Genomic DNA, 19,554 nt, shown 5'->3' with positions numbered 1-19,554 from the left:
CCGGTATGGGTTTATTTTTTTACTTTGTGTTGCATTTCAATTGTAAATTCGCCCCAATAAAAAAAGTCGCCCCTGATTTAATATTTTGAATCAGAGGCGACTTTACGTTAGCGTTTAAAATTGATCGTGTTTTGTCCTACTCTTAGTAAGGTAATTGATTGTAATAATCCAAGTAGAATTCATTGCTTTTCGGTAGAGCGATGATCTTAGTGATGCTAGTGTTACGTGGTTCGGGTAAACTCATGACGTCTTTGGGCTGTAAAACATCCAAAGCGGCTGCCTTGACGGTGAAACCATGGGTAACACAGATGATTTTGTCGTTAGGGAACTTTTCAGTCGTTGAGATCATGAAGTCATGTACTCGATCAATGACATCGGCAAATTTTTCACCGTGGGGAGCGTATTTAACATAGAGGGGTAAGACATATCATTGAGATAATCGTTGTAAGCGTCAGGGTGCAATTTTCGCAAGTCAGCGTTTTTTTGACCATCCCATTCACCATAAGAGATCTCAAGTAGTCGTTTGTCATAGGTGACCGGCAGTTTAGCAACTTGATTCAGAATTTCAGTTGTCTGTTTAGTTCGATTCAAAGGACTGCAGATGATCTGGTCGGCAAAGCTGATGTCAAAGTGGTCGGCTAAATTCTGCGCTTGTTTTTGACCATTTTCGTTGAGATAAGTTATTTCGGTATTGATCGTACCTTGTTTCATTTTTAGGACATTGGCCTTAGTTTGGCCGTGGCGGATGAAGTAAAATTCAGTCATATTTTCTCCTTAAAGAATTTCTTGAAGTCATTATAAACATGATAGATTAATAATTGAGTATTGACAATTATTAAAATAATGTTAAAGTAATTTTAAGTTAATTGGAGGTTCTTTAATATGAAAAATGCTAAAAAACAATTAAACCTTACAGTCTCCTCCAAGTCTACACGTAATCACATGTAGGCTTATTAACCATTACAATAAACCTCATGTATAGATAGACATTGATATCTGTGAGGTTTCTAATCTAAAAAATTTCGTGTCCTCACAGGCAATTTTATCTGTGAAGACTTTTTTTAACCAATTTTATAAGGAGTGAATTTTATGACTATTTATAATTTTTCAGCCGGTCCAGCTACAATGCCAGCTAAAGTGATCCAACAAATCAAGGCAGATCTACCTTCATACAATAATTCTGGTATGAGCGTGATGGAAATATCCCATCGTTCAGCACTCTTTGATAAGATCATTGACGATGCAGCAATTGATCTGCGTGAACTTTTGCAATTACCTGATAATTATCAAATTTTATTTTTTCAAGGCGGCTGCACATTGCAGTTCAGTGCTGCCCCATTGAATCTGGCTAATAAATATCATCGAATTGCTCTACTGGATAGTGGTCACTGGGCTAAAAGGGCACAAGCAGAAGCTCAGTTGGTCGATGTTAAAGTCGATGTCTTGGCTTCAACTGCAGAAAAAAATTATACGGAATTACCAGTTCTAAAGGATCTCCCACAGAACAAGTATGATTATTTGCATATCACGACTAACAATACGATCGAAGGGACAGCGTATTCCAAATTGCCGGAGACTAAGGGAACTGAATTAGTCGGCGATATGTCATCTAATTTCTTAGGCCAAGTTTATGATATGAAAAAGTTCGGTTTAGTGATGGCTGGAGCTCAGAAAAATTTGGGCATCGCGGGGTTAACGTTGGTGATCGTTAGAAATGACTTGATCGGCCAAGTTAAAAATTTACCAAGTATGGTCGACTACGACTTGTTTGCCAAAAAGAATTCGATGTTCAACACGCCACCCGTATTTGCAATATACACTGCCGGATTAGTTTTGAAATGGTTGAAAGAACAAGGGGGCGTAGCGGAAATGCAACGTCGTAACTTACAAAAATCTGGTTTGTTATATGACTTCTTAGATAATTCTGAATTATTTATCGCTCCGGTTGCCAAACAAGACCGCTCTTTGACCAATGTTCCATTCGTGACAGGATTACCAGAAGTGGATGCTAAATTGATTGCTCAAGCAGCTGACAATGGTTTGGTAAATATCAAAGGCCACCGTTTGGTCGGTGGAATGCGGGCTAGTTTATACAATGCGATGCCTTATGAAGGGGTCGAGAAGTTAGTTGATTTTCTAAATAAATTTGAAAAAGATTACAGGGGGACACACTAATGTATGATGTAAAAACTTTTAATGCCATTGCTCAAAGCGGATTGGATACTTTCACGAATGATTTTGAGATCAACCAGACTGACGATCCGGATGCTTACTTGATTCGTTCGGTCAATCTCCTTGAAGCAGAATTTCCTCAAAACCTCAAGACAATCGTACGAGCTGGTGCAGGTGTAAATAATGTACCAGTCGACAAAGCTACTCAACAAGGCATCGCCGTTTTCAACACACCTGGCAGCAATGCCAATGCTGTTAAAGAATTAGTGATTTCTCTAATGGTCGCCACTGCTAGAAATTTATTTGCGGCTAACAATTATTCAAACGAGCATACAGAAGCTGATGTTTCCCAACGGACTGAAAAGGATAAGACTAAATTCAATGGAACTGAATTAGCTGGCAAACGTTTAGCGGTTATCGGCTTGGGCAATGTTGGCTCAATGGTTGCTAATGCCGCTTTAGCTTTGGGAATGAAAGTAATTGGTTATGATCCATATCTATCAGCCAATGCGGCTTGGCGGATCAACAATCGGGTCAAGCGAGTCGATTCGATCAAAAAAGCTGTTCGTACGGCTGATTTCGTTACCGTTCATGTGCCAAAGAATGACGGAACAATTGGTTTGATCGGCACCAAAGAGATTGCTGACATGAAAGCTGGCGTTACGCTGTTTAATTATTCTCGTATCGGTATCGTTGATAACCGTGCAGTTGTTAAAGCCATAAGAACCGAAAAGATCAATCATTATTGTACTGATTTTGGCGAACCAGTGATTGCCGATTCTGATAAGATAACCATTACGCCCCATATCGGGGGGTCAACTTTGGAAGCAGAATCCAATGGGGCAGTCCAAGGAGCTAATACAGTTATGAATTATTTGGAAAATGGCGATACAACCAACTGCGTGAATTTGCCTAATATGCAAGTTGGTTTTGAAACGGCCTATCGAATTACAGTAATTCACCAAAACGTTCCCAATATGGTCGGTCAGATCAGTACGCAATTAGCTAACCGCAATATCAATATCGAAAACATGGCTAATGCCGCTAAGGATAAAGTCGCTTATACGATTATTGACAGTGACAGCTTAAATCAGAATAATGAAGACGAACTAATTTCAACTTTGAATGACATTGCCGAAGTTTATCGTGCTCGTGTGATCAAACATCAAGGATAGAGAGTGGACCAGGCCGGCAAGGTTTTGAACACTTGCCTAATCTTCCGGATTGCTCGCCGGTATTGCGAGTGATTTGGAAGATGTAGCAAGGCACAGGAAACTGGCTAGGGTAACTCGTTTTGGATAAAGAGTGGAGCAAGCCGGTTAGGTTTTGAGCACTTGCCTAATCTTCCGAATTAATCCAGTTGAACGCAAAAAAACTCAGATTCCAAAATACAGAATCTGAGATTTTTTTAGTTTAATATGTTGTTTTTAGAAAATTTGTGAACGATATAAACCAACGACCTTGCCAAGTATTTCAACATTATCAAGGATAATTGGATCCATCGTGTCATTTTCAGGTTGTAGGCGGTAATGTCCATTTTCTTTGTAGAATCTCTTACATGTTGCCTCAATATCTTCAGTCATAGCAATGATGATCTCACCATTGTTAGCTGAATTCTGTTCATGGACGATGACGTGGTCGCCATCATAGATCCCAGCATTGATCATACTTTCGCCGTGAATCTCCAACATGAATAATTCACCGGATTCACGATTGAGATCAGGTGGAATTGGAAAATATCCATCGGGATTTCTTTCAGCTGTGATTGGTTGACCAGCGGCCACAGCACCTAAAATAGGAATTTGTTTTGATTTAATACCGATAGAATTAAGCCCTGCACCAGTTAACTCGATTGCTCGAGGTTTTGTAGGGTCACGTTGGATAAATCCTTTTTTCTCAAGACGAGATAAATGACCATGGACCGTTGAAGTTGAAGATAAATCGACAACTTCACAGATTTCTCTGACCGTAGGTGGATATCCATGTTCATCTAAATAATCATAAATACATTGTAAAATTTGTGACTGTTTAGAGCCTTCAGCTTTTGACATTAGAACACCTCATTGTTAATATCTTAAATAGATTGTATCAAAAAATGAATACAAGTTCAAACAAGTGTTCGATTGTATGGGGAGAATGGTAAACTATGAACGAACAAGAAAAATTGCTCAAAAGAATCAACGAATTAGCTCATAAAGCTAAGGCAGGTACGATCACCAAAGAAGAAGAGGATCAACAAGCCCAACTTCGTAAAGAGTACTTGAAGAATTTCCGCGAAAGCTTTAGATCACAAATCGAAATGATGCAGATCTATGATAAAAAGGGAAATGAAGTTACACCTGAAAAAGTTCGAGAAATTCAACGTAAAAAAGGATTACGTGACGATTAGACTTTCATTTGATCCGATTTTTTTGTAATATTAATAGATGTATGGAAAGGGTGAAACATTTATGGGAACAACAATCATCGTCGGTATCTTAGCCTTGTTAGTCGGTTTAGTTGGCGGATTCTTCATTGCAAGATGGTATATGAAGAAGTACTTCCAAGACAATCCACCAATCAGTGCGGATATGATGAAACAAATGATGGCTCAAATGGGACAAAAACCTTCACAAAAGAAGCTTAACCAATTGATGGCCACAATGAAAAATGCACAAAAGAACAACAAATAGCTATGACATTTAAGCGTTATGTATATTTTTATATACATAATGCTTATTTTTTTATCTAAAAAATCAATTATAGAACATATTACGAACAATTATTATTTTAAAAGCTATAAAATACAAAATGTAAACGTTAAATACGAATGATTAAAGAAAATAATTGTATAAAATACGTATTTATCATTGAAAGAATTTTCATAACTTGATAAACTTTGGGTACCAAAGCAGGAAAGGTGGAAATATTAATGAGTGATGTAGCAGTAGTTATGGGATCAATCTCCGATTTGAAAGTCATGCAAAATACCGTTGATGTTTTGCAAGAACTTCAAGTCAGTTTTGAAGTTAAAGTGATTTCAGCGCACCGAACTCCTCAGGAAATGTTGGATTTTGCCAGAGAAGCCAAGAATGAATTCAAGGTGATCATTGCTGGTGCCGGGGGAGCAGCCCATTTGCCAGGGATGATTGCTTCATCAACTTCGTTGCCAGTCATTGGAGTTCCAGTGCCATCCAGATACCTCAAAGGAATCGACTCACTGTTGTCAATCGTGCAAATGCCTGCAGGGGTACCAGTAGCAACGGTTTCGATCGGTGAAGCTGGAGCCAAAAATGCGGCGATTCTAGCCACTAAGATCTGTGCTTTAAATAATGAAGCCTACCAAAAGAACTTAAATGATTATGTACAAGCGATGCACGATAACTCGTTAGAAAGTGGGAAGAAACTTGGATAAGACGTTATTACCGGGAAAAACGATCGGCATTATCGGTGGTGGCCAATTAGGTCAGATGATGTCCTTTTCCGCCAAAGAGATGGGTTATAAAGTAATTATTCTCGATCCACAAGCAAATTGCCCCGCAGCGCAAGTTTCTGACGGTCAAATCGTAGCTAAATATGATGATTTAGCTAAGTTGATCGAGTTGGCTAAAGAATGCGATGTGTTGACGTATGAATTTGAAAATGTCGATGCGGCCACAATAAATGAAGTAAAAAAATACACGCAAGTCCCTCAGGGAACTAAAGCATTGCAAGTAACACAGAATCGAATCTCTGAAAAAGATTTCATCGAAGCTAATGGCTTCAAAACGGTTCCGCACGTAGTTATCGAAAATATTTTTGAATATCATCGTGGCGTTGAAAAATTAGGCGCACCAGTGATTTTGAAGACTATCCGCGGTGGCTACGATGGCAAGGGACAAATTTTGATCGATGATCCTGAAAATGTTTGTTACGCCGATATCGAAAAATTATTAATGCAAGGTCCTTGCATGTTGGAAAAGAAAATCAATTTACAAAAGGAAGTATCAGTGGTCGTTGCGGCTAATAGCAATCATGAAACTTCGATCTTTCCAGTAATTGAAAACGTTCATCGTCACAATATTTTACATTTGAGTACTTGTCCTGCAGCAATCGACCCACAATCAGAGCAACATATTTATCAAGTTGGCGAAACTTTAGCTAAGAATTTGGAATTAGTGGGAACGATGTGTATCGAATTCTTTATTTCAGATAAGAACGAAGTTTTTGTCAACGAGATTGCTCCCAGACCACACAACTCCGGTCACTTGACGATCGAAGTCTGCAATATCTCACAGTTCGATGCCCATATTCGCGGCGTCTGCAACCTAGCAATGCCTAAGATAAAGCTTTTACAGCCAGCTGCAATGGTCAATCTTTTAGGGCAACATTTGGAAAAAGCCAAGGAACAACTTGTAAAACATCCAGAATGGCATTTTCACGATTACGGCAAGGATGTTGTCAAACAAAATCGCAAGATGGGACACATTACGATCTTGAGCGATGATCTTGAAGGAACGAAACAAGCTATCGAAAATAATTCAATTTGGGACGTGTAAATTATGACAGAAGATAAATTGCTTTATACCGGTAAGGCTAAAAATGTCTACCAAGCCGATAACGAAGATGAAGTTTTGATCGTTTATAAGGATCAAGCAACCGCCTTAAATGGCAAAAAGAAAGAACATTTGCCTGGTAAAGGAGTATTGGATTGCCGTATCTCACAAGTGGTATTTGACTATTTGATCCAAAATGGCATCAAGACTCACTTAGTAAAAAACATTTCTGATCACGAACAATTGGTTAAAAAGACTGATGTTTTCCCTTTGGAAGTTGTTTTAAGAAATATTACTTCAGGCAGTTTGGTCAAAAAATTCCACGTGGAAGCTGGTCAAAAATTAGCTGAGCCAATTATTGAATTTTATTACAAGAGCGATGCCTTGGACGATCCCTTTATCAATGAGTCACAGATCCACGCTTTAGGAATTGCCGATAAAAAAGAACTTGAATATATCAAAGAAATGACTTTGAAGGTCAATGATCTGTTAGTGCCATTCTTTGCACAAAGCGACTTTGATTTAGTCGACTTTAAACTTGAATTTGGTAAGTACAACGGTGAGATCATCTTGGTCGATGAATTTTCCCCTGATAATTGTCGGCTTTGGGATAAGACTAGCCATCATTCAATGGACAAAGATGTCTTCAGAAAGCACGAAGGCGATTTAGTTGAAACATACCACGAAGTCTTGCAACGACTAACAACCAAATAATAGGAGAGAATTATGAAATTAGTTAAAGTATATGTCACATTAAAGAAATCAGTTTTGGATGCCCAAGGTGAAGCCATCAAATCAGCTATCAATACGATGGGCTATGACAAAGTTTCCGATGTTCACATGGGTAAATATTTTGAATTGAGTTTCCCTGATGATTACGCCGAATTAGAAAAAGACGTTGATACGATCTGTGACGATCTTTTGGCTAATCCTAATATTGAGACTTATCGTTATGAAATAGCGGAGGCAGAATAAATGAAATTTGCCGTAATAAATTTTCCTGGTTCCAACTGTGATATGGACTTATTCTATGCCATAAAAGACGGCATCAATGAGAACGTTCAGTTGGTTGATTACCGTGAAAAAAGTCTAGCTGGATTTGATGCCGTAATGGTTCCTGGTGGCTTTTCCTATGGCGACTACCTTCGTAGCGGTGCAATCGCTGTTCATGCACCAATCGTTAAAGAAATCATCCGTTTCGCTGCTGAAGGAAAAATCGTCTTCGGTGTCTGCAATGGCTTTCAAATTTTGACAGAATTGAACTTGTTGCCGGGGGCATTGATTCGAAATGAAAAGAGTCGTTTTGTCTGTGACATTACTGATTTGACGGTCATTAATAATCAAATAGCCTTTACAAATCAATATCAAAAAGACGAAACGATCAGAATTCCAGTCGCTCACGGTGAAGGCCGTTACTACTGTGACGAAAAGACATTGAAAGAAATTACTGACAATAATCAAATTATTTTCAAATACAACGACAATATCAACGGTAGCGTCGACCAAATTGCCGGCGTTACTAACAAAAAAGGTAACGTCTTAGGGATGATGCCTCATCCGGAACGTGCCATTGAAGATATCCTCGGTTCTGCCGATGGCTTGAAGTTATTCCAATCAATAATCAATGAACAAGTAAGGGTGAATAATTAATGACTGAACCAACTGCTGAACAAATCAAAATTGAAAAGTTATATCAACAATGGGGACTTACTGAAGAAGAATACGACTTGATCAGTGAGAAAATCTTAAATCGTTTACCCAATTACACTGAAACAGGTCTTTATTCAGTGATGTGGAGTGAACATTGTTCCTATAAAAATTCTAAAAAAGTCCTTCGCAAGATGCCCAACAAGAGTCCTCGTGTTTTGGCTGGTCCTGGTGAAGATGCAGGAATCTTGGATATTGGTGACAATCAAGCAGTCGTTTTTAAAGCTGAAAGTCACAATCATCCATCAGCAGTGGAACCTTATCAAGGTGCTGCTACTGGTGTTGGTGGAATTATTAGAGATATTTTCTCAATGGGTGCCACGCCGATCGCTTTGTTGGACAGTTTGAAATTTGGACCTTTGAACAATGGTAAGACTAAGCATTTAGTCAACGAAGTCGTTGCAGGAATCGGCGGTTATGGTAACTGTATCGGATTGCCAACTGTTGGTGGTGAAGTTTCGTTTGAAGATTGCTACGAACACAATCCATTAGTCAATGCGATGTGCGTCGGTTTGTTGAATAACACTGACTTCAAGCATGGTACTGCTAGTGGTAACAACAGTTTGATCGTTTACGTTGGTGCCAAAACTGGTCGTGACGGAATCCACGGTGCAACATTTGCATCAGATGAATTTACCGATACTAAAAACAAGCAACGTTCAGCTGTTCAAGTAGGGAATCCCTTCATTGAAAAGCTGTTGATGGATGCTTGTGTGGAAATTATTGAAAAACACTCCGATTGGGTGTTGGGAATTCAAGATATGGGGGCTGCTGGATTAGTTTCTTCAACAGCTGAAATGGCTTCAAAAGCTGGTAGTGGTCTAGTTTTGAACTTGGATCAAGTTCCTCAACGCGAAACCAAAATGAGTGCTTACGAAATGATGCTTTCTGAATCGCAAGAACGCATGGTCCTTTGTATCAAACCAGAGTATGAAACGCAAGTTCTAGATTTCTTCAAGCATTATGAACTAGATGCAGTTGTGATCGGTCATGTAACGACTGATGGTCAGTACAAAATTTATCACCAAGGTCAATTAGTTACCGATATTCCAGTCGACAGTTTGACCGAAGACGTGCCTGAATATGACCGAAAAGAAGTTCAACCTAAGCGTATGTTAGCTGACAAAGATTATCACTTTGAACCAGTCGTAACTTCTTTAGCAAAAACTTGGTTGGATATGTTGCAACGGCCTAACATCGCCAGCAAAAAATACTTCTATCAAACGTATGATTCACAGGTCAAAACTAATACTTTGATCCGTCCTGGTGGCGACGCTGGGGTGGTTAGGATTCGTGGTACTAAAAAAGCTTTAGCCATGACTAACGACAGCAACTCCAAATATGTCTATCTCAATCCTTTCGTCGGTGGTCAGATCACAGTTATGGAAGCAGCGAGAAATATCGTTGCGACTGGTGGTGAACCAATTGGAATCACTGATTGTTTGAACTTTGGCAATCCTGAAGATCCAGAAGCCTTTTATGAATTGGACAAGAGTGTCGAAGGAATTGCTAGTGCTTGTGAAATGATTGAAACACCAGTGATTTCCGGGAATGTTTCGCTTTACAACGAATACAACGAAACTGCTATTTATCCAAGTCCGATGGTGGGGATGGTCGGTTTGATCGATGATATTGATAATTTAACGACTATTGCCTTCAAAGACTCAGGCGACTTGATCTATGTGATCGGTCAAACACAAGATGATTTCAATGGTTCTGAAATACAAATGCAACAGGAAAATACTATCAAAGGTGACTTGCGACCATTGGATCTTCAAATGGAAAAAGCTCACCAAGCGCTTGTAAGAACGGCCATTCAACAAAAACTGCTCAAGAGTTGCCATGATCTTTCCGAAGGTGGTTTAGCCGTGGCCTTGTCTGAATCAGCTTTTGAAAACAGTTTAGGTATCGATATCAAAACTGACTTGACTTCAGTTCAAATGTTTTCTGAGACTCAATCGCGTTTCTTAGTGACGGTTTCCCAAAAGGATCAAGCCAAATTTGAAACTTTAGCCGCCGGTTCATATGAACTCTTAGGTCGTGTAACAACTGATCCTAATTTCAAAGTAACAACTCGTGATGAAAAAGTTTCTATCGATGGAAAACAAGCAGCAACTAAGTGGAAAGAGGCGATTGCGTGTTTAATGAAGTAAAAAGTTTAAATGAAGAATGTGGAGTTTTCGGTGTTTGGGGTGCAGAGAATGCCAATTATTTAACTTATTTGGGATTGCACAGTTTACAGCACCGTGGTCAAGAAGGTGCCGGAATCGTCACAAATGACCGAAAAAAATTGCGTATTTATCGTAATTTGGGATTGTTGACGCAAGTATTTTCCAAACCTGAATATTTAAACGGTTTGACTGGCGACTCAGCTATCGGACATGTACGATATTCGACTGCTGGTGAAAACAAGATCGAAAATGTTCAACCATTGTTATTTGACTTTACTGACAGTCAAATTGCTTTGGCCCACAACGGAAATTTGACCAATGCGACGACTTTGAAAAAAGAATTGGAAGATCAAGGTCATATCTTTAAATCTAGTTCTGATTCTGAAGTTTTAGTTCATTTGATCAGACAGTCTAAAGTTAGATCATTGCACGAAAAAATCATTGAATCGCTTAACAAGATCCAAGGTGGTTTTGCATATTTGCTTTTAACTAAAGATGCTTTGATCGTGGCATTGGATTCACATGGTTTCAGACCACTATCGATTGGAAAACTCGACAATGGTGGCTACGTTGTTGCCAGTGAGACTTGTGCTTTGGATGCGGTCGGGGCTACTTTGGTACGAAACGTTCAACCTGGTGAACTGATCACGATTTCGGATAAGGGTATGGAGATCGACCACTGGACAACTAAGACAAAATTAGCTATCTGTTCAATGGAATTCATCTACTTTGCTCGTCCGGATTCAGATATTTTAGGCATCAATGTTCACTCCGCTCGTAAGCGCATGGGTGCCAATCTAGCTAAAGAATCGCCCGCCCCAGGAGATATCGTCGTTGGTGTACCTAATTCGTCACTTTCAGCAGCTAGTGGTTATGCCGAAGCTAGTGGATTGCCATACGAAATGGGCTTGATCAAGAACCAATATATGGGACGTGAATTCATTCAACCAACTAAGGAATTGCGTGAAAAGAGCGTTCGTCAAAAATTGGCCGCGGTCAAAGGAGTCGTACGTGGCAAACGCGTAATTTTAGTTGACGATTCAATCGTTAGAGGAACGACTTGTGCTTATATCGTGCAGTTGTTAAAAGATGCTGGAGCGACAGAAGTTCACTTGCGAATTGCTTCACCAAGATTCATGCACCCATGTTTTTATGGAATCGATATTCAAGAAAAAAGCGAGTTGATCGCTGCACACAAGAGCATTGAAGAAATGAATCAAATGTTTGGCTCAGACTCTTTGAAGTTCTTGAGTGAAGATGGTTTGATCGATGCTATTGGCTTGGACGCTGATGCACCATATTCAGGTTTGGATATGTCGTATTTCAATGGCGATTATCCAACTTACCTTTACGATTATGAATCTAAAAAATAAGGAGGACTAAGATGTCTAATCCCTATCAAGATGCTGGCGTCAACGTTGAGTCGGGTTACAAAATCTCCAAATTTGTCAAACAGCATACACGTTTGAATGGTAATACTAACGAAAATATCGGAAACTTTGGTGGCGTTTATGAAATACCAGAAGGTTACAAGCATCCGGTTTTAGTTTCTAGCGATGACGGTGTCGGTACCAAATTGTTATTGACCAATGAAGCTAAGAAATGGGATACGATTGGAATCGACTGTGTAGCCATGTGTGTCAATGATATTTTGGCTCAAGGTGCGATACCACAATATTTTCTCGATTATATTTCAACCGGTAAGATCGATGCCAAGATCGAAGAGATCTTAAAGGGGGTCATCGAAGGCTGCAATCAAGCCAATGCTAATCTGATTGGTGGCGAAACAGCCGAAATGCCTGGAGTTTACGGAGAAAATGATTACGATATTGCCGGTTTTTCCGTGGGTATCTGTGAAAAAGATGACTTGTTGAAAAAAGAAAATATCAAATCTGGCGATGTGTTGATCGGTTTGAAGTCCAGTGGAATTCATTCCAACGGCTATTCGTTAGTCCGCAAGATCTTTTTCCAAGACCACAACTTAAATGTCGAAAGCATCTTGCCAGAAGCACCAGAGATGACCTTGGGAGAATTGCTGCTGACACCTACGAAGATCTACGTTCAAGATATTGTGCCACTGTTGGATGAACGCTTGATCGAAGGTATCTCGCATATTACCGGTGGTGGATTTTATGAGAACATTCCTAGAATGTTGCCCGATAATTTAGCGGCTAAAATCGACGTCGACATTTGGCCTAAAAATAAGATCTTTAATATTTTGCAAAAGTACGGTGCTTTAGAGTTATCAGATATGTATCACATTTTCAATATGGGTCTAGGGATGGTGATTGCCGTTGATCCATCCAAAGAAATTGAAGTATTGGAACTCTTGAATGAGTTTGATACTTTGGCTTATACGATTGGCGAGGTTATTCCTAAGGAGTCAGAAAGCTTGATTTTGAAGGGAGATAATTTATGAGAGCAGCTATTTTTGCTTCCGGCAATGGCAGCAATTTTGAAGCAATTGCCAAGTCGAATGAATTAAAAAATGCTGGTTTAGAGATTGAAGTTTTAGTTTGTGATCAACCGGATGCTCACGTGATCCAACGAGCTCAGAAATATCATATTCCAGTACTTGTCGTGAAGTTGAGCGATTATCCTAACCGGGGCTTGTACGAACAAGCAATCATTGAAAAACTAATACCATTGAAGATTGAATATATTTTTCTAGCAGGCTACATGCGAGTCGTAACGCCAGTATTGTTGGGAAAATATCCTAAGCGGATCATCAATATTCATCCTTCTTTGTTGCCCAAGTTTTCCGGTTTAGAAGCTATCGAAAGAGCTTTTGCATCTGGAGATGAAGTTACCGGTGTGACGATCCACTACATCGACGAAGGAGTCGATACGGGTCCAATTATCAAGCAAAACAAGGTCGTCCGTTTAAAGAACGATACGGTCGACAGTTTGGCTCAACGGATTCACCAGACTGAGCACCAAATGTACCGTCAAGTAATTCTTGATCTATTAAATAAAAATAATGGAGTCGATAAAAAATGAAAAGAGCTTTGATTAGTGTTTCTGATAAGACAGGCGTCGTTGAATTTGCGAAAGGTTTGATCGCTAACGATTACGAAATCATCTCAACTGGTGGTACTTACAAGAAGTTGCAAGAAAATGGCGTAAAAGTTACTGAAATCGATGAAATAACTAAATTTCCTGAAATTCTTGATGGTCGTGTAAAGACATTGCACCCAGTAGTTCACGCAGGACTATTGGCTAAACGTGATAACCCAGAACACATGAAGACTTTGGAAAAGTTAAACATCAATACGATCGATCTAGTTTGTGTCAATCTTTATCCTTTCAAAGAAACAATCTCTAAAGATGGCGTAACACCAGCCGAAGCAATCGAACAAATCGATATCGGTGGTCCATCAATGATCCGTTCGGCTTCAAAGAACTTCAAGAGCGTTTACGTGGTGATCGACAAGGCGGATTATGAAACTGTTTTGGAAAGTATCATTTCTAAAGAAGATGACACCGTTTTACGTCGTCGTTTAGCTGCTAAGGCTTTCCGTCACACAGCTGAATACGACAGTATCATTGCTCACTACTTGACTGACCTTAATGGCGATGAATTCCCTGACATTGAAGTACTCGGATACGACTACCACCAAGAATTGCGTTACGGTGAAAATTCACATCAAAAGGCGTCCTTTTATAAGAGTGCTATGCCAACTGAATATTCAATCGCTTCAGCTAAACAATTGCATGGTAAGGAATTGTCCTTCAACAATATCAAGGATGCTGACGCGGCTTTACGAATCGTTTCTGACTTTGACCAACCTTGTGTGGCTGCTTTGAAACATATGAATCCTTGTGGTGTTGGTGTCGATGATACTGATATTTACCAAGCTTGGAGAAAAGCTTATACAGCTGATACGATGTCGATTTTTGGTGGTATCGTTGCAGTCAACCGGGAAGTTACTAAAGAAATCGCTGAAGAAATGCACAAGATTTTCTTGGAGATCGTTATTGCTCCAAGTTTCTCAGCTGAAGCTTTGGAAATTTTGGAAGCTAAGAAAAATATTCGTCTATTGACACTCGACTTTTCAAAAGCTAAAGATGCTGAAAAACACGAATATGTTTCAGTTATGGGTGGCTTGTTAGTTCAAGAACGTGATACAACTGTCGATCAAGCTAGTGAATTTAAAGTTGTGACTGAAAAAGCTCCAACAGCTGAAGAAACTAAAGCCTTATTATTCGGTCAACAAGTAGTCAAGCATGTTAAGAGTAATGCTATCGTAATTACGACAACTGACAAGACGTTAGGAATCGGTGCTGGTCAAATGAATCGGATCGGTTCAGTGAAGATCGCCATCGAACAAGAAGAACAAGGCGACGAACACGCACCACTTATCATGGCGTCAGATGCTTTCTTCCCAATGGATGACTGTGTTGAATATGCTGCTGAACACGGTATCACGGCTATCGTTCAACCAGGTGGTTCGATCAAGGATCAAGATTCGATCGATATGGCTAACAAACACGGTATCGCAATGGTCTTCACTGGTAGAAGACACTTCAAACACTAGAGGGGTCATTTAATGAAAATACTTGTCGTTGGTTCTGGCGCAAGGGAAGATGCTATCTGTAAAGCATTGTTGAAAAATAATGATAATGTCGTCTTCTGTGCGCCCGGAAATGATGGGATGAAGTTGTCCGGCATCAAGACAATTGCAATCGATGAGGATGACTTTGACCATTTGGCTAATTTTGTAAAAACTAATAACGTTGACTACACGGTCGTTGGTCCGGAAGAACCACTGGTCAATGGGATTGTAGACTTTTTTAAACAGCGAAAATTAAAGATTTTTGGTCCAACCAAAAAAGGAGCCAGAATCGAAGGCTCCAAGTCGTTTACTAAGAAATTGATGGCCGATGCTAACATTCCGACTGCCAAATACCAAGAGTTTACAGAACTTGATAAAGCAACAGCATACTTGCAGACTCAAGTTGATTTTCCAACGGTCATCAAAGCTGATGGATTAGCAGCTGGAAAGGGTGTCTACATCGTTGCTGATCAAGAAAAAGCTATCGAGAAAGTGACTGAACTATTAAAGGGTCACAAGTTCAATACGCGTAAAGTTGTGATCGAAGAATTTTTAATGGGTGAAGAATTTTCACTGATGGCATTCGTTGACCACAAACGCTTTTATCCGATGCCGATTGCTCAAGATTATAAGAAGATTTTTGAGGGCGATAAGGGACCTAATACCGGTGGCATGGGTGCAGTTTGTCCAGTCAAAAATATCTCCCCAGAAATTGTACAGACCGCTATTGATACTGTCATCAAGCCTTTCGTAAGAGAAATGTATGATCAAGGTATTAAATACACAGGTGTCGTCTACGCGGGTTTGATTTTAACTGAATCGGGTATCAAAGTGATTGAATTCAATGCTCGTTTTGGTGATCCGGAAACGGAAGTTGTCTTGCCACGTTTGCAATCTGATTTGTCGGAGATGTTTTGGTTGATGTTGAATCACAAGAAAATCTCTCAGATCGATTGGTCCGATACCGGTTTGAATTTGGGCGTCTTCGCTGTCAGTAAAGGCTATCCAGAGAAACCAGTTTACGGCAGTCTAGGTGCTAAAGAAGTATTCAAGAATTGTCCTTTGCCAATAAATTACGCAGCCGTTCGTAAAGAAGACCATCAGCTTTACAGTAATGGCGGTCGTCTCTATTTGATGCAGACGAAAGCGGAAACTTTGGTCGAAGCGCAAAAGATAATTTATGAACAATTAGATCAGATGGATCAAACTAATATCTTTTATCGACGTGATATCGGTAAAAATTCAATTTAATAAAAAGAAGTTGGAAAATTCCTTTGTTGGTATTTTTCAGCTTCTTTTTATGTGCTTAGGATAGTTTGTTTTTGGTAGTTGATGAATAGTGGTTGATTTTTGAATAAAGAGTTTTTTAGGGGTTGTTTGAGAGAAAAGAGAAGGTTATTCTTTAAGAGATCGATGGTTGCAAATCTTTTAACTTGATAAAAATACGGACTTTTCTAATTTTAGAATGCCGGTATATCAATCATCTTTTAGTGGTGCTCCCCATAAACATGGGGATGATTCTCAGTTGCTAACTCATCAAGTGCATTATTCATAGTGCTCCCCATAAACATGGGGATGATTCTGTCTACAATTGTTGTGTAATAAGCCAAGATTAGTGCTCCCCATATACATGGGGGATGATTCCTGGCCAGATTATCAAAAGTTACCAAGTTATCAGTGCTCCCCATAAACATGGGGATGAACTAACATAAAAAGGGCCCTACAAATGCAAACAATGAAGTTAGCATTTGTAGGGCCCTTAAATATATAATAAAGTATAGATTTTTATTTTTAGTATATAATTATTACTTGTGTTTCTTAACTGGTGGAATATATTCAAAACTGGGATCGATTTCCTGATCGATTTTATCCCAAGCTTTTTCCATATCATCATTGACTTGTTTTGTCTGCGCTTCATCAAGTTTGGCCTTGAAGTCAAAGTCGATCTCTGGTCCAATACCGATAGTGATCTTTTTGTGTAGCAACAAGCCGCCAAAGGTCAATGGTCCTTGGTAGACAAAGGGTACTAGGGGAGCTTTGGAAAGCTTAGCAATCAGTGAGGCTCCACCTTTTAATTTTTCAGAGTAACGTGTCCCAGAAGGGAACATGATCAAAACATGGCCTTCTTTTTTCAATGCTTTGACCGGTGTCTTGATGGCTGAGGGGCCTGGGTGCTTGCGATCAACTGGAAAGGCGTGGGCGTGGACTAAAATATATCTTAAAATTGGATTCTTGAAGAGTTCTTTTTTAGCCATAAATGTGGCATCGCGGGGTGCAATTACTAAGGCAAAGAAAATTGGTTCCCACCAAGTTCTGTGTGGAGCTACTAAAATATAAGGTTTATCGGGGAGATTTTCTTTACCAATAACGTCAAAGTGGCCATTTAGTAAAAATATCAATCCCCTTACTAAAACGCGAATAACTTTATAAAACATAAAAATATCATTCTCCCAAAAATAATTTTGACTTATTTAAAATACCATAAAGTAGGTGCAACATGTCGATTAATTCGCAAGATATTATTTCTAATAGTGGCATAATCATCAATCAAGACAAAAAACTTTATTCTTTCAATCTAGATACCATTTTACTCTATAATTTTGCTAAACCAGTAAAAAAAGGAAAAGTTGTCGATTTATGTGCTGGTAACGGGGCAATCGGTTTGTCATTAGCGGCTAAAACTAAAGCCCAGATCTATCTAGTTGAGATTCAAAAAGAATTAGCTGATTTAGCCCAACAAAGTATCGTTGACAATCATTTGACGGAACAAATCCATTTGATCAATGATGATCTGAAAAACGTTCAGCAGTATTTAAATCACGATACGATCGACACTATCGTCTGCAATCCACCATACTTTAAATTAGATGAACAGACTTCGATCAAAGAAAATCAAGTGTTAGCAATTGCTAGACATGAGTTGAAAACTAATTTGACCGATATTCTTTCTACTATTAAAATGCTGCTCAAAGAAAATTCACACGCTTTTATCGTCTATCGGCCTGAGAGACTCAGTGAACTACTCAGTGTAATGACATCTCAACGTCTGCAACCGAAACGAATGCGCTTCGTTCGCTCAACTGCTACTAAGGACGCCAATTTGGTATTGCTTGATGTTACTAAAACAGTTAAAACGGCGTCGCTAAAAGTGGAACCTGATTTGGTGATCTATGACCAAAATCATCAACTGACTAAAGAGGCTTCAAAAATAATCAATGGAAAATAAAAAATATTACGTTTATATGTTGCTTTGCCACGACCAAACTTTTTATACTGGTACTAGCAACGATGTCCAAAAAAGAGTTGCGACCCACAATGCGGGCAAGGGTGCTAAGTATACGAAAACTCGCCGTCCAGTGCAATTGATGTATACCGAAGAATTGGAAAATAAATCCCAGGCTTTAAAGCGTGAGATTGCCATCAAGAAGTTGAGCCGTCCCCAAAAAATCGCACTGCTCAAAAGTCATGGAATAAATTGGCGTGACTACTTGATTTTGAAATAATTTTCCACTATAATATTTGCTTGTATTGAATACACACACCTAACGATTTGGTTGACGGTGCGCATGACGCGTTTCAACCAAAATTGACTTGGGTGGAGGTAAAAACCAGGAGGAACTAAATATGTCAGTTATTTCTATGAAACAATTGCTAGAAGCCGGTGTACATTTCGGTCACCAAACTAGAAGATGGAACCCAAAGATGAAGCCATTTATCTTTACACAAAGAAATGGTATCTACATCATTGATTTACAAAAGACAGTTCGCATGATCGACGATGCTTACAACTTTATGAAAGCTGTTGCCGGTGACAACGGAGTATTCTTATTCGTTGGTACAAAGAAACAAGCTCAAGATGCTGTTGCTGAAGAAGCTACACGTGCCGGTCAATACTACGTTAACCACCGTTGGTTAGGTGGTACTTTGACTAACTGGAACACAATCCAAACACGTATCAAGAGATTAAAAGAAATCAAAGCTATGTCAACTGATGGTACATTCGAACGTCTACCTAAGAAGGAAGTTGCCTTGCTTACAAAACAACAAGCTAAGTTAGAAAAATTCCTTGGTGGTATCGAAGATATGCCAAGAATTCCTGATGTTATGTTCATTGTTGACCCTCACAAGGAAAACATTGCTGTTAACGAAGCTAAGAAACTTAACATTCCTATCGTAGCTATGGTTGATACAAACACAGATCCAGATCCTATCGATGTTATCATCCCTTCAAACGATGACGCTATCCGTGCCGTACGTTTGATCACTTCTAAGATGGCTGACGCTATCATCGAAGGTAAACAAGGTGAAGAAAACGTTACTGACGCTGACTTTGCTGATCAAAAAGATGATGACACAGAAGCTGCTGATGACAAGTCTATCGAAGATTTGGCAAACGCAACAAACAACAACGATAACAAATAATAATAAAATATA

General features: G+C 39.3%; 20 protein-coding genes and 1 pseudogene. 18 read left to right on the top strand and 3 right to left on the bottom strand.

The features are described 5' to 3' along the window. Positions 1-142: 142 nt before the first annotated feature. Positions 143-765: pseudogene (locus FD29_RS00185) on the bottom strand (histidine phosphatase family protein). 324 nt (positions 766-1,089) lie between these two features. Here FD29_RS00185 and serC point away from each other — a divergent pair. Both serC and FD29_RS00175 read left to right on the top strand, forming a co-directional pair. After that, on the top strand, positions 1,090-2,175 hold the full coding sequence (gene serC / locus FD29_RS00180) for a 3-phosphoserine/phosphohydroxythreonine transaminase (RefSeq protein WP_057886968.1): 1,086 nt from the start codon (positions 1,090-1,092) through the stop codon (positions 2,173-2,175). Next, positions 2,175-3,347 carry a 3-phosphoglycerate dehydrogenase family protein gene (locus FD29_RS00175; RefSeq protein WP_057886967.1) on the top strand — a complete coding sequence of 391 codons (1,173 nt, stop codon included), beginning with the start codon at positions 2,175-2,177 and terminating at the stop codon, positions 3,345-3,347. The genes serC and FD29_RS00175 overlap by 1 nt, the downstream gene beginning before the upstream one ends. Before the next feature lie 252 nt (positions 3,348-3,599). Here FD29_RS00175 and lexA read toward each other — a convergent pair whose 3' ends face one another. Then, entirely contained in the window at positions 3,600-4,223 is a 624-nt protein-coding gene (lexA, locus tag FD29_RS00170) for a transcriptional repressor LexA (RefSeq protein WP_057886966.1), read from the bottom strand. 95 nt (positions 4,224-4,318) lie between these two features. Between lexA and FD29_RS00165 the strand changes: the two genes are divergently transcribed. From FD29_RS00165 to purD, 13 genes are all read left to right on the top strand, one after another. Continuing rightward, positions 4,319-4,561 carry a DUF896 domain-containing protein gene (locus FD29_RS00165; RefSeq protein WP_057886965.1) on the top strand — a complete coding sequence of 81 codons (243 nt, stop codon included), beginning with the start codon at positions 4,319-4,321 and terminating at the stop codon, positions 4,559-4,561. 61 nt (positions 4,562-4,622) lie between these two features. After that, complete coding sequence (locus tag FD29_RS00160; RefSeq protein ID WP_057886964.1) at positions 4,623-4,844, top strand: YneF family protein; 222 nt, start codon at positions 4,623-4,625, stop codon at positions 4,842-4,844. Positions 4,845-5,083: 239 nt separating this feature from the next. Next, positions 5,084-5,566 (top strand): 5-(carboxyamino)imidazole ribonucleotide mutase, encoded by a 483-nt coding sequence (gene purE / locus FD29_RS00155; RefSeq protein WP_057886963.1) that lies wholly within the window; start codon positions 5,084-5,086, stop codon positions 5,564-5,566. Then, on the top strand, positions 5,559-6,689 hold the full coding sequence (purK, locus tag FD29_RS00150) for a 5-(carboxyamino)imidazole ribonucleotide synthase (RefSeq protein ID WP_083477707.1): 1,131 nt from the start codon (positions 5,559-5,561) through the stop codon (positions 6,687-6,689). The genes purE and purK overlap by 8 nt, the downstream gene beginning before the upstream one ends. A gap of 3 nt (positions 6,690-6,692) precedes the next feature. Beyond that, positions 6,693-7,400 carry a phosphoribosylaminoimidazolesuccinocarboxamide synthase gene (gene purC / locus FD29_RS00145; protein WP_057886962.1) on the top strand — a complete coding sequence of 236 codons (708 nt, stop codon included), beginning with the start codon at positions 6,693-6,695 and terminating at the stop codon, positions 7,398-7,400. Between the two features lie 12 nt (positions 7,401-7,412). Continuing rightward, on the top strand, positions 7,413-7,661 hold the full coding sequence (gene purS / locus FD29_RS00140) for a phosphoribosylformylglycinamidine synthase subunit PurS (RefSeq protein WP_057886961.1): 249 nt from the start codon (positions 7,413-7,415) through the stop codon (positions 7,659-7,661). Then, positions 7,662-8,336, top strand: a complete 675-nt coding sequence (gene purQ, locus FD29_RS00135; RefSeq protein WP_057886960.1) for a phosphoribosylformylglycinamidine synthase subunit PurQ — start codon at positions 7,662-7,664, stop codon at positions 8,334-8,336. Next, positions 8,336-10,546: a phosphoribosylformylglycinamidine synthase subunit PurL gene (gene purL, locus FD29_RS00130; protein WP_057886959.1), complete on the top strand. Its 2,211-nt coding sequence runs from the start codon at positions 8,336-8,338 to the stop codon at positions 10,544-10,546. The genes purQ and purL overlap by 1 nt, the downstream gene beginning before the upstream one ends. Further along, complete coding sequence (gene purF, locus FD29_RS00125; protein ID WP_057886958.1) at positions 10,531-11,937, top strand: amidophosphoribosyltransferase; 1,407 nt, start codon at positions 10,531-10,533, stop codon at positions 11,935-11,937. Before purL ends, purF begins: the two co-directional genes overlap by 16 nt. 11 nt (positions 11,938-11,948) lie before the next feature. Further along, positions 11,949-12,983, top strand: coding sequence for a phosphoribosylformylglycinamidine cyclo-ligase (gene purM, locus FD29_RS00120; protein ID WP_057886957.1), 1,035 nt, complete (start codon positions 11,949-11,951; stop codon positions 12,981-12,983). Further along, positions 12,980-13,564, top strand: coding sequence for a phosphoribosylglycinamide formyltransferase (purN, locus tag FD29_RS00115; protein WP_057886956.1), 585 nt, complete (start codon positions 12,980-12,982; stop codon positions 13,562-13,564). Before purM ends, purN begins: the two co-directional genes overlap by 4 nt. Further along, positions 13,561-15,102, top strand: a complete 1,542-nt coding sequence (gene purH / locus FD29_RS00110; RefSeq protein WP_057886955.1) for a bifunctional phosphoribosylaminoimidazolecarboxamide formyltransferase/IMP cyclohydrolase — start codon at positions 13,561-13,563, stop codon at positions 15,100-15,102. Before purN ends, purH begins: the two co-directional genes overlap by 4 nt. Before the next feature lie 12 nt (positions 15,103-15,114). Beyond that, on the top strand, positions 15,115-16,371 hold the full coding sequence (gene purD / locus FD29_RS00105) for a phosphoribosylamine--glycine ligase (RefSeq protein WP_057886954.1): 1,257 nt from the start codon (positions 15,115-15,117) through the stop codon (positions 16,369-16,371). A gap of 554 nt (positions 16,372-16,925) precedes the next feature. Here purD and FD29_RS00100 read toward each other — a convergent pair. After that, a complete protein-coding gene (locus FD29_RS00100; protein ID WP_057886953.1) occupies positions 16,926-17,555 on the bottom strand; it encodes a lysophospholipid acyltransferase family protein in 630 nt (209 codons plus the stop codon). Positions 17,556-17,617: 62 nt separating this feature from the next. Between FD29_RS00100 and FD29_RS00095 the strand changes: the two genes are divergently transcribed. The 3 genes from FD29_RS00095 (at position 17,618) to rpsB (ending at position 19,542) form a co-directional block, all read left to right on the top strand. Further along, positions 17,618-18,346: a tRNA1(Val) (adenine(37)-N6)-methyltransferase gene (locus tag FD29_RS00095; RefSeq protein ID WP_057886952.1), complete on the top strand. Its 729-nt coding sequence runs from the start codon at positions 17,618-17,620 to the stop codon at positions 18,344-18,346. Continuing rightward, complete coding sequence (locus FD29_RS00090) at positions 18,336-18,623, top strand: GIY-YIG nuclease family protein (protein ID WP_057886951.1); 288 nt, start codon at positions 18,336-18,338, stop codon at positions 18,621-18,623. The genes FD29_RS00095 and FD29_RS00090 overlap by 11 nt, the downstream gene beginning before the upstream one ends. A gap of 121 nt (positions 18,624-18,744) precedes the next feature. After that, positions 18,745-19,542: a 30S ribosomal protein S2 gene (rpsB, locus tag FD29_RS00085; RefSeq protein WP_057886950.1), complete on the top strand. Its 798-nt coding sequence runs from the start codon at positions 18,745-18,747 to the stop codon at positions 19,540-19,542. Positions 19,543-19,554 lie beyond the last annotated feature (12 nt).

Source organism: Companilactobacillus mindensis DSM 14500, from assembly GCF_001434275.1.
Classification (GTDB): Bacteria; Bacillota; Bacilli; order Lactobacillales; family Lactobacillaceae; genus Companilactobacillus; species Companilactobacillus mindensis.
The sequence above is the reverse complement of the archived record's forward strand: the minus strand, read 5'-3'. Positions and strand labels throughout refer to the sequence as shown.